The organism is Acetobacter pasteurianus, assembly GCF_009914215.2.
In the GTDB taxonomy this organism is placed as follows: domain Bacteria; phylum Pseudomonadota; class Alphaproteobacteria; order Acetobacterales; family Acetobacteraceae; genus Acetobacter; species Acetobacter pasteurianus.
The window spans coordinates 68854-84291 of sequence record NZ_CP039845.2; the positions used below are offsets into that span (position 1 = coordinate 68854).

Here is a 15438-nt window from a genome sequence, read left to right on the forward strand (position 1 = left end):
AAAAATAGATGAGGCGCTGATTTTTGGGCATATCAACTAATGGTTTGGTCGCATGGGGTCATATGATAGGCCTTATAGGCGGCTCATCCGGGGGGATTAAATTCTCATGATGCGATCTTTGGATATCGCCGCAACTGGTATGCAGGCGCAGACAAATAATGTCGAAACGATTTCGCACAATATAGCGAATATGACCACGACAGGATTTAAGCGGCGACGTACTGAATTCCAAGATCTTATGTATCAGAATATTCGCCGGGTCGGCACAATGAGTTCCGATACAGGATATCGGGTTCCTGCTGGCGCCCAGATAGGCCTGGGGGTGAGAACTGCGGCTATCTATCGCATCAATGAGCAAGGAACACTTGAGCAGACTAATAATGATCTGGATTTGGCAATCGAAGGTAGGGGGTATTTCAGAATACTTCTCCCGTCAGGCGAATATGCCTACACAAGAGATGGCTCTTTTTCGCTCTCACAAGATGGAACAATCGTCACTGCAGACGGTTATCCTCTGACCCCGAATATCTCGCTCCCCAACAATGCAGAAAATATCACCATCGACCAAACTGGTCAGGTGCAATATACAGTTTCTGGTGAGACTACATCTCAGGTTGCTGGGCAAATTCAGATTACCACGTTTCAGAACGAAAATGGCTTGGCCGCAATGGGTCAGAACCTTTTTACTGAAACGACTTCATCAGGAGATCCAATCGTAGGTACTCCAGAAAGCACTGGTTTCGGCACGATTAGGCAAGGTTTCCTTGAAGAGTCAGCAGTTAATGCTGTTACAGAAATCACTGATCTTATTACGGCCCAGCGTGCATATGAAATGAACAGCAAAGCTATTACGGCTTCAGATGAAATGTTGGAAACTCTTACCAACCTGAAATGATCGTGGCCTGTATTGACCATAGTTGACTGGTCAATACGGTCTCAGCAAGAGCCTTTTTTATTTTGTCAGGGTAAAATGAGTTTTCTCAAAAAAGCTGTTTTTGGGCTTATTTTGTCGGCCTCAATTGCAGAAAGCTTATCATGTGCATCTTATGCCGCAACATTAAGGTCATCAGGTAAAATATACTCAGACACTGTACATCTGTCTGATATTTTTGATGGCATCTCAAGGTCTGAGGATAGGGCGCTGGGGCCATCACCATCACCAGGGAAATCTATTCAAATCAGCGGTTACCAACTTATAGCAATCGCAGATCAGTATGGTGTCGATTGGGATGACCAGTCATCCTCTATAACATTAACCCTTACCAGAGATGGTAAGGTTCTCGGCAAAGACTATTTTGCCAATCTGGTTAAGGAAGAGATTTCTTCTTCTGAAACCGGAGGGTCGTTGCTTGTTAATATCGTAGGCCTAAAGCCTGTTGTCGTGGCTAGTGATGATCGGGCTCCCTTTGTTGTGAGTGATGTAAAATGGGACAAAAAAACCGGACAATTTTCCGCGACAGCCTATAGAAGCAATCAAACAGGTGATGGTGAAGATGACGCAATCAATCTAAAGGGGGAAATTAAGAAAATTTCACCAGTTATGGTGTATGATAGATCTCTGCCAGCAGGATATGTCCTTACTGATTCGGATTTTCATATTGATTCGGCTTTTGATGGTCAGTTGCCTCTAGGCCTTTCAGGCCCGTCTTCGCCAGATGATGTGGTTGGGATGTCGCTTTCAAAGCCAGTCGCTTCAGGTTCTCCCGTAATAATGGGTGATTTGAGAAGATCGATCCTTGTACATAGAGGCGATCCGGTCATAATTTCTTACAACTCTCCTGGCATACGCATCACTACGACTGGTAAGGCCTTGGCTGATGGCGGGAAAGGCCAATTGGTCCATGCGATAAATATGGGAACAAAGATGATCCTTCTGGGCCGAGTAAACGGAAACGGCGAGATTTCTGTCGATTCAACATCTACCGCTGTCGGGCTGGACTCTAGTGAGGCTAAAAAGCTTAGGGCTTCCCAAGTGATAATGGATAGTGGTGAGGGTAATTAAGATGCAGGTTAAGCTGAAAATCGGGATTGCTCTTACCCTGTTGAGTTTAACCTCATGTAGTGGTGTTTCTAATTTAAGTGAGATGGGCCACCCTCCAAGGATGACAAAGACATCTGATCCGACATTGGCTCCAGACTATAGACCTGTGACGATGCCTATGCCGCCTACACAGGCACCCCCAACTGAAGTCGGGAGCCTATGGAGGCCGGGCAGTCGGGCATTCTTTAAAGATCAAAGAGCTTCTCAGGTGGGTGACCTATTGACCATAAAAGTTGAAGTTGCTGACAACGCTGATGTTACTAACGATACAAGTGCATCAGGAAGTGGTTCAGAAGATTTTGGGATACCAAGTTTGCTTGGCTTTAAAGGGAAAGGCCTTTCCCATATAACGAGTGCAGATGCGCTAAATACAAGCAGTTCTAGTGCCAATGCAGCCTCTGGCACTATTCGACGTATTGATGCTGTCACACTTACTCTTGGTGGAACAATCACGCAGGTTCTCCCTAATGGGAACTTTGTTGTCGTTGCTAGACAGGAGGTGCGGATCAATGGAGAGCTGCGCCAGATAATGGTTAGCGGTGTTGTGCGGCCGCAAGATATTTCTGAAGATAATGTTGTCACACATGATCGTATTGCCGAGGCTCGAATTTCATATGGTGGAAGGGGGCAGTTGTCCCATTTGCAAGAGCCTCGATATGGTCAGGAAGTTTTGGATAACGTCTTGCCTTTCTAGTTTATTATTCTGTTGAGGCATGTGATATGTACAAGGCCTTTTTCAAGGAAGGTTAGTTTGTGGCAAGGATTAAAATAGCAAATAGCCTTGACTTAATAATCCTTGTGAATGAAAAAGCTAATGTCATATCATGTATGTGCTGGCATATGGCCAATATTTCTTTTTTTTGGCTCAAAAGCGCATGAATCGGATTGGATGAATTTATGAGCGAAAATCAGGCCGCAGATAAAGGTCAGGAACAGTCCCCGGAATGCGTAATTCCGCATGGTTTGAGTATACGGGAGTTGCGGGGAAGTGTTCCCGGTACTCTTATTATCAATGGTCAGGTTGATCAGGCTGAAATTTCTGCGACTACTTTTATCCTTGGCTGCCATGGGGAAATTGTAAAGTCTAAGATTGATGCTGATACAATCATCATCCAAGGTGAAGCAAAATCAGTTATAGCTAATGCTGGCCGCGTTATTATTACAGAGCAAGCCCGTCTTATGGATGCAAAGCTGGTAATGGCAAATGCAACTGGTTGCGCCATTGCTGAGGAAGCGCACCTCGAAGGTGATGTTCAGATTATGATTGGACGAAAAACTCCTTCGGCTACGGCATCGAAAGGTCAGGGTAAACCAATCCCGGCGCCTGAGAATAAGGTTGTTGAGCCTTCACCTTCCTCAGAAGAAGAAAAGCCCAACGAACCAGTTTCTTCTGGAGGAGACCTCGGAGACTCACCTGAGCTCTCCATCCCTCTTGGTGACGACTAATAAATAATCCATTGGTTCCGGCCGCGACTTAACAGTCGTGGAAGGAGCCAATGCAGAAGCAGAATTTCGTTTTCTGTCATTTCTAATAAATTGCTGCAGAGCGCAGGTGCGGAATGTTTTTTTTGCGGGAAATCATGCGATTAAATTGCCCCGCTTTAAGGCGTTCCATAATAATCACGTCTCTTTCTGCCTTGTGCTCAACTGTTGCGATTACATCAGCCCGAACCCAAACTGCAGACTTCATTCCCCCTTCTAATGCGTCATCTTCTGCTTCGAAACTTGATATAAAGTCAGATTCAGCATTCCCGGTTCCCTCAGATGCCGGCCTTGATTATGGGAATGGAGATCCAAATGGGGATGTGACAGAGCAAAAACGCATCCTGGAATCAGCAAAAAAAGCTGTCGAGGCCAGACTGAAGAATGTCAGTGCGACAGAGGAAGTTTATAGCCGCGAACAGAAGGCCGCTAAATCTATAAGCCCAGAAGCAGTCGCTAGATTGGTGGGTATTTATGAGAATATGCCCCCTCGTGAAGCAGCCTCAGTTTTTGATGTTATGGAAACTCATATCCTAGTGGCCATGGCAGGCGCCATGAATACGAGGAAGTTATCAGCTATCATGGCACACATGTCGCCCGATAGGGTGAACATTGTTTCCCAATACATGATTGGCGTGCGTTCTTTTCATTCTCATAAATCGGACCCAGTATTATCCACTTCAATGGATCAACGATCAAACCCGAGCCATCAAATGGTAAGATACTCCTCATCTCCTTCCGCAGAAGGTGAGATGTCATCTCCAGCTTCTCCGCTCCTTCCATCTAGACAATGAATGTAAAAGGTCGATAGTGCATGCGGCGCTTTAATTTCTCAATTTTATTGTCTCTGTCTTTAATGGGCATTTTGACTGGCTGTTCGCCTGATTATATCGGGCATAAGCTGACAGGTAGGGTGTGTAACGCGGGGTATGTTGCCGAGGGCGAGGATTGGTGCACACCTGTTGAGAGGACGCCACCACCACAACCTTACTGCACACAAAGTTGGAACGGAGTTGATTGTTGGGAAAGGCCAGATCTTACCCCAAATATGGCACGTGAAACCTATGAGGGACCGCGTGGGCTTACGCAGGATCAAAATGCTCAACGACTAAATATGCCGATCGATAAGATCCCTCCGACTACTCAATATCCTCCGCCATAAAATCAAGCCGAAGTAGCCGTTCGTGTGGCTCTTTATTTTGAGTGTCATGCTTTCAAAATAAAGAGCCCAAACTGATAGGGTTGTAATTTGTTCTTCATTACGTGAATTGCACCATTATCATGGAATAAGATGGTAACAATTGGCCACATCATATCGTCATAGCGCCCAATTTACGGGCTTATTGGCGTAGTCCCGAAATCAGGATTGTAGGTAGATAGTCGCTGGATGCAGAAGTTACTAGATGGACTGAAAGGTCTGGGACGCACAAAGCTGGCCGCTCTGGGCGTTGTCGCTGCTCTATTGCTGACATCTATTGGTGTTCTAGCATTTTGGGGTGGCTCAGATAAAAACTCTCTTCTCTATGGAGATGTAGAGCTTTCTGAAGCTGCTGAAATGGTTGACGCCTTAACCAAGGCTCATATCCCGAGCACTTCTGGCCCTGATGGCCATAGCATCTATGTATCAAAAGATAAGGTTGCCGAGGCCAGGCTCCTATTGGCGAAGGACGGCCTGCCAAGCGGGGGGGCTGTTGGTTATGAACTCTTTGACAAAAGTGGCACTCTCACAAGCACACAATTTGAACAGGGGATTAACGAGACAAGAGCTATGGAAGGGGAACTGGAGAGGTCTATCAAACTTCTTCATGGAATTCGCAATGTACGTGTGCATTTAGTTCTTCCTCACAGAGATCTATTTTCTACTCAAACAAGCCCATCACAGGCCAGTGTAATCCTTGATGTCGGTCGAGTAGGCACAGTTTCGCCTGAAGCTATCCAGGCCATACAGAATTTGGTTTCTGCGGCAGTGCCAGGATTGCAGCCGGGCAATATTTCCATCGTTGACACAAGAGGTGACGTACTGGCCAAGCCGGGTGATCCAGATAGCTTGGCGGGAAAGGAGTCATCCCTCGAAAAACTTAGACATGCAGAAGAGCAAAGGCTTGCTCAGGCCGTCGAGGATATGCTCACACCTACACTTGGGAGTGGCCATGTGCGAGTGCGTGCGGCAGTAAGTATGAATGCTGATGATGTAAGAGAAACAGAAGAGACTTATGACCCAGATCAGCAGGTTCTGCGTTCTCAAAAGACTTCATCAGCTAAAAGCGTAAATACCGAAGCTAACCCGAATACTTCCGTTTCCAATAACCTGCCAAATGCGAATGCCGGCCAAAATAACAAGGTTGGTTCTTCCGATGATAAATCTGAAGAAACTGATAATTATGAAATTGGCAAAAGAACGCGGGTTGTAAGCCAGACAAGACCACGTGTGGCACGGATAAGCCTGGCTGTGATGGCGGATGGTACCATTGAAAAGGATAAGGACGGTAAATCAGTCTGGAAGCCTTTAGATGATGCGCAAATTAAGCGGTTAACCACGTTGGCTCAGGCTGCTATTGGATACGAAAAGAGCCGGGGTGATGAAGTAAGTGTCGTTTCTATGCCCTTCAGGAATGATGGTGGGATCGAATTCCCAACTGAAAGCAGCGGCATCTTCACACGCGATATGTTGATCTACCTCGCTAAGTGGATCATTCCTATCGGGTTGGTGGCAGGGGCCGCCCTAATGATCATCCTCCCCATAATTCGGAAAGGGAAAGAGGGGGAAGCTGACGGAGAGGCAAGGCATGGTCTTATCTCTGAGATCGCTTCAGAAGGGGCTGCTCTTGTGTCATCAGCTCTTCACGGTGGAGGACATGAGGATAAGGTCGGTATTGCTGGCATGGATGGGATGATGAGACGAGAGGCCCTGGATAGGGTAGGCAATCTTGTCGGTGAACATCCCGAAGAAACTGTGATGATTGTTCGATCATGGCTTGCGACGCCTGACAAACAGAAATCAAACTCTAGCCTCCAAAAATAAGGACACTGACAATGACTGATGAAGCATCAATGCCTCAAGCCAGTGGTCCTGGAGTAGATGACAACTCTTCTAGCCTCCCAGCCCCACCAGTTATAACTGAACAGGCCCAAGCGCTGCTTAACAGCATTACAGGTAAACAAAAGGCAGCCATATTGATGCTGGCTGTTGGGCAAGAGAAGTCTGCAGCAATCTTCAAATCCCTACATGAAGATGAGATTAGAGATATATCAGTGGCCATGTCACAACTGGGTATGGTGAAAGCCGACCTTGTTGAGGCAGTGCTTGCGGACTTCAGTCGTAATTTTGAAGTGTCAGACGGTATCGTTGGAACATATGAGACCACAGAAGAATACCTTAAGCGGGTAGGTGTCCCTTCAGATCTTGTTGAAAAGATTATGGAGGATATACGTGGGCCATCTGGCCGAAGCGTATGGGAGAAAATGGCGAATATGCCGGAAACGGCATTGGCCAATTATCTGCGTAATGAGCAACCTCAAACTGTGGCAGTTATTCTTAGCTACCTTCCGCCAGCCTATGTATCTAGAGTGCTAACGCAGTTCTCCGAAGATTTCGCCATGGATGTGATTATGCGCATCCTACATATGTCTAGTGTCAGTCGGGATGTCCTAGAAAGCTTAGAAAATACCCTCCGTAGAGATCTCGTCTCTACCTTTGGGCGTTCGACAAAGAGGGATAGTTACGCCTTTGTCGCGGAGGTTTTCAATAATTTCGATAGGAAGACTGAAACGACACTCACTGAAATTCTGGGCCAAAGAAATCATGATGATATGGAGAAGGTGAACAAACTGAAGTTCACCTTTGACGATATTAAAAGACTTATGCATGAGGATATGATGCGCGTTATGAACGCGATCAATAAAGATCCTGAGGCAAAGGCGAAACTTCCTCTTGCTCTTAAAGGTTCAAGTAAGGATATTAAGAAAATATTCCTTGATTGTATGTCTAAGAGGGCAGGCGGGATTCTAGATGATGAAATCGCTAATCTTGGCCCAGTAAGAATGAAGGATGCTGAGAGCGCGCAGATCTATATCATTTCAATCATCAAAGATCTGTCTAACGATGGTGAAATAGATATTTCTCCAAATTCGTCAGATGATGAATTGATTGAGTAATCATGGAAGTGATTCAAGGGAATATGATTGATAAAAGGCGGAGAATGTTTGGTGACGCATTGCCTGACTTCTCCATGGGCAATGCGAATTCATCTCTTCATGGCGAGGGTAAAGGTGAAGCTATTGTTGATGATCAGGAAGGACTGACTCTTACAGAAGAGCCAGTACCAGTAGTTGATCATTCAATAAGGCTGGCACCAGAGGAACTGGAAAGCATTAAAAGTTCAGCTTTTGAAGCTGGTCGCAAGGCAGGAATAGAAGACACAACAAATAATCTTCGCGCCGAAATGGCTCAGTCTATCCATACCGTTATATCCGCTTTAGCCAGTGAAAATGATCGTCGGAATGCTAGTCTTTTAGACTCTTCTAAAGTCTTTCTTACGGTCTTGTCTGCTGTGATCAGAGACTTGGTAGATCCGCAAAGTGTTGAGTTGTGCAAAGCCCTTCAAAAAGATTTAACCACAGATATTCGTGACCTAGCTAAAGAAATACAAGGCAAGATCATTGTTGAATGTTCGCCTGTAGATAGCTTTGTTTTGAAGGATAAATTGGCCGATATTCCAGATTTGGAGGTTGTGGAGCAAAAAGGCTTGTCTACAGGACAATTGACCGTAAAAACTGATGCAAATTCGATATTGTTGGATAGAGCGATTTGGCTTGAGTCAGTGAGAAAAAAAATCTTGGGTGTTTTAAACAACCTCAAACTTCCACTTTCATCCTAGTTAACCAACCCCATCACTAGAAGTGAGTTTTGACATGTCTGGTTCTGAAAATTCCGCCCCTGGAAATGCTGCAGGTGGTATCAATTTGGAAGATTTTGCCTCTGATGTGGGTAAAACCGATGTCGAACCCAATGACTCTGGGATTGGGGGGGATAAAGAAGTCATAAATGTCTCTGCCATCGATCAGCGACAGGCCATTTTAGATGTTCCAGTCAAAATCACGGCCGTAGTGGGTAATGTCAGTATGCCCGTCAAGGATCTACTCAAGTTGGGTAGAGGGGCGATTGTAAAGCTCAATAAAAGGCTTGGCGAGTCTACAGACATTTATGCCAATGATCGCCTTATTGCTCGTGGTGAAATACTCATTGTCGATGAAGATCATATCGCAGTGAATATGACGGAAATTATGACTGGGAATAATTGATGTCTTCATCGCAGATCCAAGATGTCACTCCTTTTCATCTCGGAGGTTCTCCTGACGCGATTGGGTCATCAAAGCAGATAATATTTCCTGTAGTTGCTGATTATCCCCAAGGATCAACTGGTGAGGTGGGTATGCCGGGGGTCGGGTGGGCTATCTTTTCACTCTTACTGGTGGTCTGTCTCCTTCTCCTTGCAACAAAGGCGATTCAACATTTTTCCTCTTGGAAGGCAAAAGCTGGGAGATCGTTCAAGGATCAGAAATTGGAGATCATCAGCGTTCTACCGATTGATCCTAAAAGAAAAATTGTATCTGTTGAAGTAAGCGGAAGTGAAGGGAAGCTAGGAACATCTTTAATTTTGCTAGGTGGACCTACTGATATTTGTCTTGGGTTTATCCATGCTGATCGCCCTCCAGAGGCTACCAAGACTGATTCTAATGATACAAATGGGCATAATGGTCTACCTCTCCATTAGGTGATGGCGGCTGTATAAATGTGAGATGAAGACAAGTGATCGAATTGGTGACAATGAACAAAAATAAGGCGCATCTTAATAGGATCGCCTTCTCGATAATTGTCTTAATAAGCGCAGCAGTCTTTTGTGCCGCTTTCTTGTTTCCTACTGATTGCTTCGCCCAATCGATCAATATTGATCTTGGTAAAGGCGGAGGTATTGGTGAAGCAGGCACGACGAGCAGGCTTGTTCAACTTACGGCACTTATAACCGTCCTATCCCTTGCGCCGAGCCTATTGGTTATGGTGACTGCATTTACAAGAATTATTGTAAGTCTTTCCATATTGAGAAGTGCTGTAGGAGCTCAGGGTGCTCCGCCTAACATGGTGCTGATCGGCCTGGCCATGTTTCTTACACTTTTTGTGATGCAGCCTACGCTTGAGCAATCATGGGAAAGAGGCATTGTCCCTTTAATGGACGGTCGGGTTGAAGAAATGGAAGGGCTGCAAGCGGCCGCAGAACCATTTCGAGAATTTATGGTAAAAAATGCCAGACCAACAGATCTCACGACATTCTTTCATTTGGCCAACATCCAACCAACTACAGTTGTCAATCAGACCCCATGGCGCGTGCTCATCCCGGCTTTTATGGTTGGGGAGTTAAGTAGGGGGTTTCAGATTGGTTTTTTGCTCTACCTGCCATTTCTGGTGATCGATCTCGTCACCTCAAGTGTCTTGATGAGTTTGGGGATGATGATGTTGCCACCGGCCACAATATCACTGCCATTTAAATTGATATTTTTCGTGTTGGTAGATGGTTGGCAAATGGTCGCGGGAGGTTTGGTGAGAAGTTTCGGGGGCTGATATTCTCCCCCTTTATGTGGCGCCTAGGAATAGTTCGCTCCTAAAGCAATTCTCTAATTAATGTGCTGAGTCATGCCCCTTTTTAACTGCATTCAATATGCATTAAGGGAGGTTAAGAAGTCTTCTTGCGAGTATGCCGGGAGAAAGAAGGGAAAAGCCCTTATTTAGGCTTGATGAATAACTCCCATAAGTAAGAGACAGACCACAAGCGGCGGCTGTGATAACACTTCCTATCCTGCCTGATTGTTCCAGACGGCTTGCGATCATATGAGTGGCACCCTTTTCGATGAACGCGGCCGAGATGTCAGCGGCTTCTTCAGGATCCATCCCAGCGGGAATGACTAGAACAAGGTGAGCCTTTGTTCTGTCGACTATATCCATCACCTCAGACATTTGCTTTTTGGCATAGATGCAAACACCTGGGAGATCGATCAGGATTTGTCGGCCAGCCGGATTATCTAGGTAAGGTTCAATTACTGCCTCTGGAAAGCAGGCATCAACTATTTCAGCAGACGTCCCGTACAAAGATGATGAAATCTTGGCATAGCTACCCGGTGTCCTATCACAGGCTAAGACCAATGCGTTGGTGGATGTCGTGCATATATTGTTTGCTATTAACTTTGAGAGAGACAGTGTTTTGCCTGAGCCTGATGCGCCACAAAATGCTATAGGACGGCCATCATTCAGCGGCAGATCTCCGAAGTTTAAAACACGATCAATACCAGTAGTGAGGTCAGATCCTGCAAGGCTTTCGATAATAGGAGTTGGGATGGAGTGCCATTTCAGAACATCTTCGATCATAAGGCTTGGTAATGGGAGACTATCCTGTTCGTCTGAAGAGGGAACTTCTAAATCCCCTCTTGTTCCAGTCTGAGCATCAACCCTAGTTTCTTCGTCTTTATCAAGTACTGACGGTTGCTGACACTTCGGATCCCTGCCACTCGTTTCAAGTGATGGAGCGGTCAGATTTTTCTGGGATATAGATATGTCTGTACCGCCATTATGCGTCATTTCGCTGGAAGTCACGGATTCAGACATTCTTAAAAACCTCTTTTAGGAATATGCATATAAACCTAATCAATAATGTTTAACTGTTATCATCGGGCTAGATGTTAGGCAACTGTCGCGATGGTTTTGGTGACACATCGAGGATAGAGCTCGGCCTGAGATACAACAGGTGTCGAGGGGCTGATTCTTTCGACTACCTGCCTGACAATATCCCTATTGGTGGATATGGTTATCAAAACAGGATTTTCTTCTCTTTGTGAAGCTTGGTGCAAGGCTTCTTTTAACGATGTGATAAACTGGTTCAGCATCTTGGGTGGCATGGCAATAACCCTTTCATCGCCTGCACCTGTTGTGTTGTTCATCAGATCAGTTTCCCATTTTCTGGAAATGGTAATGATAGGGATATAGCCTGATGGCGTCGTAAGACTGCTGCTGATTTGCCGTGAGAGTTTACGGCGAACATAACCAGTAAGTGCCATTATACCCTTTAGGTTTTGAGCGACACCTTCCTGAATGCTTTCGAGTATGCTTGGTAAATCACGTATAGAAACGTTTTCTTGGAGGAGCGCCTGAAGCACACGTTGCACTGTGATCAGTGAAACTTGGGATGGAATGATGTCATTTACTAGCTTCTGTTCTGAATGGGGCAAGTTATCTAGCAAAGCTTGAGTTTCAGGGTAGGTGAGAAGTTCTCCCATATGAGAGCGTAGGGACTCTGAAAGATGAGTTATAATAACAGTGCTGGGCTCGACTACGGTGCATTTTTCCGCGATAGCCTTAGCTTGATCACTTGGCTCAATCCAACGCGCAGGCAAATTGAATGTAGGTTCTTTAGCAGGTTCGCCTGGAACAGTAACCCGAATATTTGCACCCATAGGTAAAATGGCGAGTAATCTTCCGGGTTTTACCTGACCTGAGCCAATTTCGATTTCCTTGATCTTAATAGAATACGTGTCGTTATCTAAAGCCATGTCATCTTTAATTCTAATAGATGGCAGTATGAAGCCAAGCTCCAGGGCGATACGACGTCTCAGAGCTTTAATCTGGGTAGTAAGAGGAGAGTCATCGCCGTTTGCCAAAGTTAATAGACCAAAACCTATTTCAAGTTGGATGAGGTCTATTTTTAGCAGATCTGTGATGGGAGGCACTGAAGGAGCTGGAGGAGTTACTTCAGTGATGTCACCATCACTGTCAACTTGTGGAGCCTTGTGTCTGGCCCAGGCGCCTGCTGCCGTTAAGCCTGAAATAATGAGGAAAGGCACCATAGGCATGCCGGGCATAAAGGCGAATATGCCAGCTAGAAAAGATGCAATTGCTAAGGGTTTTGGTGTGCCACCAAGTTGTTTGAACAAGGTAACATCGGTTTTCTCATCCGTACTTCCTTTGGTAACAACAATACCTGCAGCAAGTGAGACAAGAAGGGCGGGGATCTGAGATACAAGGCCGTCCCCGATGGTTAATGTAGTGAAAGTCTTTGCTGCATCTGCGACAGGCATGCTGTACCTGATTACGCCAATGGCCAGGCCGCCGATAATGTTAATGGCGATAATGATGATGCTCGCTATAGCATCATTGCGCACAAATTTTGCAGCACCATCCATAGCACCAAAGAAGTTACTGACGGCTTCAAGTTCTTTTCTTTTGGCCCTGGCCTGCCTTTCATTTAGGGCGCCTGAGGCAATGTCCTGATCAATTGCCATTTGCTTGCCAGGCATTGCGTCCAGGGTGAATCTGGCTGCAACTTCTGCAATTCTCCCGGATCCTTTGGTAATAACCATGAAGTTCACTACCATAAGGATACAAAAAACGATCCCTCCGATAATGACGTCATTTCCCATAAGAAGGCCGCCAAAGGCAGCAACAACGTGACCTGCTGCGTAAGGGCCTTCATTACCTCGTGAAAGAATGGCCTTGGTCGTCGATATTTCAAGAGAAAGCCGGAATGTTGTAGTCAGAAGTAGAAGGGAGGGGAAAGACGTAAAATCGAGTGGCTTTTCGAGAAAAAGTGCGACCATAAGGATGAGCACTGATAATGTGATTGAGATGGCCAGCCCGATGTCTAAAAGGAAGATCGGCAGCGGGATGAACATCGCTGCGATAATAAGCAAAACACTCCCGGCGAGAAGAATGTCGGTCCCTGGGAATATTCTGTGAAGGTCGAAGGTTTTCCAACCTCCACTCTTGACCACATTTCCCAGCATCGAGAAGTTTCTTGCACGATTTAATATTGCAGATTTAATGCCTGCCGCTTTGCCGAAAGAGACATCTTTTTCTGGAGCGGAATTATTTGTGTCGCTCAAAGCGTACCCCTAGCATTGGCAAAATTTATGACCTCTAAGATCCAATGAGGCAGGCGCCACCCATTGGTTTGATGGATAAATAGAGGCCATAAGACTTTAAATCTAGAAAATTTCTATAGGAACTGATGATAACCTTCAAGGATAAGGGCATTGTCAGCGGTGGAAAATAAGGCCAAAAATATTTGTCCTTTAAGTCTTTAAGGCTCAGTCCTTATCCTTTGTATTAACTCGGAGGGATTATGAGGCTGTAGATCGGATTTGGCCTTAAATTCTAGACTATAAATTTAGGAATGGGAAAAGTGGCATTGGAACCAAATGCAGAAGCAAAGCAACAGGCTGTTAAGATTACAGCCGTTGAATTCACGATCGCATGCGAACATCTTTTTGCCGCTGGAGAGGGGCATAAAGCTATTCAGATGGCTTTGCAGGTAGGTCAGGCCTCTCAAGAAGTCCCTCTTATTCTTTCCGCTTCCGGGCTTCTGGCTAAATATACTAATCGTCATGATATTGTCGCCACTCTTATTAAAAAAGCTATCCATCTGACTCCAGATGGCACGGCAGAACTTGCTCGTTCTAAATCAGAAATGCACATTTTCCTTGCCGATGCGCTTATGGCAATGGGGCGTAAAAAGGAAGCAATGGACATCTTCCAAGCCATTTTTAAAGAGTGTCCTGCATTGCGTGTTACTGCTTTAGAGCATATCTCGATGGCTCTACTTGAGGCCGGATATCCGAAGGAAGCCTTCACAGTTCTAGATGCGTGCTTTTCTTCATCTGACGCTCTCGTTTCAGTGCCACTTTACAATAATATGGGCTGCGCATTGGAGAGAATGAATCGATCAGAAGAAGCGCTCCCATATTATGAGAAGGCTTTAGAACTTGACCCCACAAACCCGGTTGTATCATTCGGGCACAGTGTCTCATTGCTCAAGGCAGGGCGACTTGAGGAAGGGTTTAAGAAATATGTACGCCGTGCACCTTTGGTAAATGACCGAAACTTTTGGTTCCTGGAACTTCCTCGTCTCTCTGATCAGGTTGATCTGGAAGGAAAGCACATTCTACTCTATCAAGAGCAGGGGTTAGGTGACACAATCCAGTTTATTCGTTTTGTCCCTTGGTTGCTCAGTAAAGGGGCTAAGTTAACAATCGCACTTCCTATCCAGTTGCTTGACCTTATAGCACTCAATTACCAACAAACAGATTGCATGTTGATATCTGATGTCGCTTCAATGTCGTCAGCGCAAAGATCTGAATTTGATTTTTCATGCCCAATCCCTGACCTTCCATTTGTTTGTGGGGTCAAGTCAGAGAAAAATATCCCTCATTCGACTCCTTATTTGCTCCCTAGCGGTGTAGAAGGCAATCGCTTTTCCCAAATTATGAGAGAGGAGGCGAAGGATATTTGTGGGTCTTCTGACTCCGCATCTCCTTTGGCCCGTATCGGGATTGTTTGGGCTGGTGATAAGCGCACTAAGGCTGCTGACGTTGCTGCGGATCAGAGACGTTCGACTACCCTGTTGGATATGATGGGCGCGGTCTCAGCTCATTGTCCTGATCTTCGTAAATGCGAAATTTACAATTTGCAGTTTGGGCGCAGAAGGTCCGAGCTTAAGGAATGGCATGGGGTGCCGATCATCGATATTATGAATGAAGTCGAGAATATGGAAGATACGGCGGCTATCATGCTGAACCTGGATCTAATCATATCTGTTGACACTTCCACAGCTCATTTGGCCGGTGCACTCGGCCGCCCTATCTGGATGGTTAGTCGCTGGGATGCTTGCTGGAGGTGGGGAGATAAGGGTGACAGATCTGTGTGGTATCCAACAATGAGAGTTTTCCGGGCGCAGGAGAATTCTTTCCTGCCTGTATTGGCGGAGGTCGGGAAGGCTCTTCAAGTTATTCTCCAAAATTCTGAGCATCCAGTTTTTTAACTCTCTAAGAATTATTGGTCTTAGCCACTTCTTTTTTCCTTTCCCTGCATGATGAGA

At 45.7% G+C, this 15438-nt stretch carries 14 protein-coding genes; 12 read left to right on the top strand and 2 right to left on the bottom strand.

Annotated elements, in window-relative coordinates; translation table 11 throughout:
• Nucleotides 1-109 precede the first annotated feature (109 nt).
• From flgG to fliP, 11 genes are all read left to right on the top strand, one after another.
• A complete protein-coding gene (gene flgG, locus FCN51_RS00300; protein ID WP_167384165.1) occupies nucleotides 110-895 on the top strand; it encodes a flagellar basal-body rod protein FlgG in 786 nt (261 codons plus the stop codon).
• 12 nt (nucleotides 896-907) lie between these two features.
• Complete coding sequence (flgA, locus tag FCN51_RS00305; protein WP_310255029.1) at nucleotides 908-2002, top strand: flagellar basal body P-ring formation chaperone FlgA; 1095 nt, start codon at nucleotides 908-910, stop codon at nucleotides 2000-2002.
• A gap of 1 nt (nucleotide 2003) precedes the next feature.
• Nucleotides 2004-2735: a flagellar basal body L-ring protein FlgH gene (flgH, locus tag FCN51_RS00310; protein ID WP_124296461.1), complete on the top strand. Its 732-nt coding sequence runs from the start codon at nucleotides 2004-2006 to the stop codon at nucleotides 2733-2735.
• A 203-nt stretch (nucleotides 2736-2938) separates the two neighbouring features.
• The gene (locus FCN51_RS00315) at nucleotides 2939-3487 is read left to right on the top strand and encodes a bactofilin family protein (protein ID WP_160255986.1); all 549 of its coding nucleotides are present in this window, start codon (nucleotides 2939-2941) and stop codon (nucleotides 3485-3487) included.
• A 359-nt stretch (nucleotides 3488-3846) separates the two neighbouring features.
• Nucleotides 3847-4317: a MotE family protein gene (locus FCN51_RS00320; protein ID WP_160255987.1), complete on the top strand. Its 471-nt coding sequence runs from the start codon at nucleotides 3847-3849 to the stop codon at nucleotides 4315-4317.
• Nucleotides 4318-4910: 593 nt separating this feature from the next.
• Complete coding sequence (gene fliF / locus FCN51_RS00325) at nucleotides 4911-6545, top strand: flagellar basal-body MS-ring/collar protein FliF (RefSeq protein WP_124296457.1); 1635 nt, start codon at nucleotides 4911-4913, stop codon at nucleotides 6543-6545.
• A gap of 11 nt (nucleotides 6546-6556) precedes the next feature.
• Entirely contained in the window at nucleotides 6557-7678 is a 1122-nt protein-coding gene (locus FCN51_RS00330; protein WP_236661160.1) for a flagellar motor switch protein FliG, read from the top strand.
• Nucleotides 7679-7680: 2 nt separating this feature from the next.
• Nucleotides 7681-8400 carry a FliH/SctL family protein gene (locus FCN51_RS00335; RefSeq protein WP_160255988.1) on the top strand — a complete coding sequence of 240 codons (720 nt, stop codon included), beginning with the start codon at nucleotides 7681-7683 and terminating at the stop codon, nucleotides 8398-8400.
• A gap of 34 nt (nucleotides 8401-8434) precedes the next feature.
• A complete protein-coding gene (fliN, locus tag FCN51_RS00340; RefSeq protein ID WP_124296455.1) occupies nucleotides 8435-8824 on the top strand; it encodes a flagellar motor switch protein FliN in 390 nt (129 codons plus the stop codon).
• Nucleotides 8824-9297, top strand: a complete 474-nt coding sequence (locus FCN51_RS00345) for a flagellar biosynthetic protein FliO (protein ID WP_160255989.1) — start codon at nucleotides 8824-8826, stop codon at nucleotides 9295-9297. The genes fliN and FCN51_RS00345 overlap by 1 nt, the downstream gene beginning before the upstream one ends.
• A gap of 53 nt (nucleotides 9298-9350) precedes the next feature.
• Complete coding sequence (gene fliP / locus FCN51_RS00350) at nucleotides 9351-10139, top strand: flagellar type III secretion system pore protein FliP (protein WP_124296493.1); 789 nt, start codon at nucleotides 9351-9353, stop codon at nucleotides 10137-10139.
• A gap of 102 nt (nucleotides 10140-10241) precedes the next feature.
• On the opposite strand, the gene FCN51_RS00355 is transcribed toward fliP, so the two are convergent.
• Both FCN51_RS00355 and flhA read right to left on the bottom strand, forming a co-directional pair.
• Nucleotides 10242-11177, bottom strand: a complete 936-nt coding sequence (locus FCN51_RS00355; RefSeq protein ID WP_160255990.1) for a P-loop NTPase family protein — start codon at nucleotides 11175-11177, stop codon at nucleotides 10242-10244.
• A gap of 74 nt (nucleotides 11178-11251) precedes the next feature.
• A complete protein-coding gene (flhA, locus tag FCN51_RS00360) occupies nucleotides 11252-13447 on the bottom strand; it encodes a flagellar biosynthesis protein FlhA (protein WP_309402409.1) in 2196 nt (731 codons plus the stop codon).
• Between the two features lie 299 nt (nucleotides 13448-13746).
• Here flhA and FCN51_RS00365 point away from each other — a divergent pair, with 299 nt between their 5' ends.
• On the top strand, nucleotides 13747-15381 hold the full coding sequence (locus FCN51_RS00365; RefSeq protein ID WP_160255991.1) for a tetratricopeptide repeat protein: 1635 nt from the start codon (nucleotides 13747-13749) through the stop codon (nucleotides 15379-15381).
• Nucleotides 15382-15438 lie beyond the last annotated feature (57 nt).

Bases quoted from the DNA above. Each gene is read 5' to 3' on its own strand.
- flgG (WP_167384165.1), top strand. From the start codon at position 110: ATGCGATCTTTGGATATCGCCGCAACTGGTATGCAGGCGCAGACAAAT.
- flgH (WP_124296461.1), top strand. From the start codon at position 2,004: ATGCAGGTTAAGCTGAAAATCGGGATTGCTCTTACCCTGTTGAGTTTA.
- FCN51_RS00315 (WP_160255986.1), top strand. From the start codon at position 2,939: ATGAGCGAAAATCAGGCCGCAGATAAAGGTCAGGAACAGTCCCCGGAA.
- fliF (WP_124296457.1), top strand. From the start codon at position 4,911: ATGCAGAAGTTACTAGATGGACTGAAAGGTCTGGGACGCACAAAGCTG.
- FCN51_RS00330 (WP_236661160.1), top strand. From the start codon at position 6,557: ATGACTGATGAAGCATCAATGCCTCAAGCCAGTGGTCCTGGAGTAGAT.
- FCN51_RS00335 (WP_160255988.1), top strand. From the start codon at position 7,681: ATGGAAGTGATTCAAGGGAATATGATTGATAAAAGGCGGAGAATGTTT.
- fliN (WP_124296455.1), top strand. From the start codon at position 8,435: ATGTCTGGTTCTGAAAATTCCGCCCCTGGAAATGCTGCAGGTGGTATC.
- FCN51_RS00345 (WP_160255989.1), top strand. From the start codon at position 8,824: ATGTCTTCATCGCAGATCCAAGATGTCACTCCTTTTCATCTCGGAGGT.
- fliP (WP_124296493.1), top strand. From the start codon at position 9,351: ATGAACAAAAATAAGGCGCATCTTAATAGGATCGCCTTCTCGATAATT.
- FCN51_RS00355 (WP_160255990.1), bottom strand. From the start codon at position 11,177: ATGTCTGAATCCGTGACTTCCAGCGAAATGACGCATAATGGCGGTACA.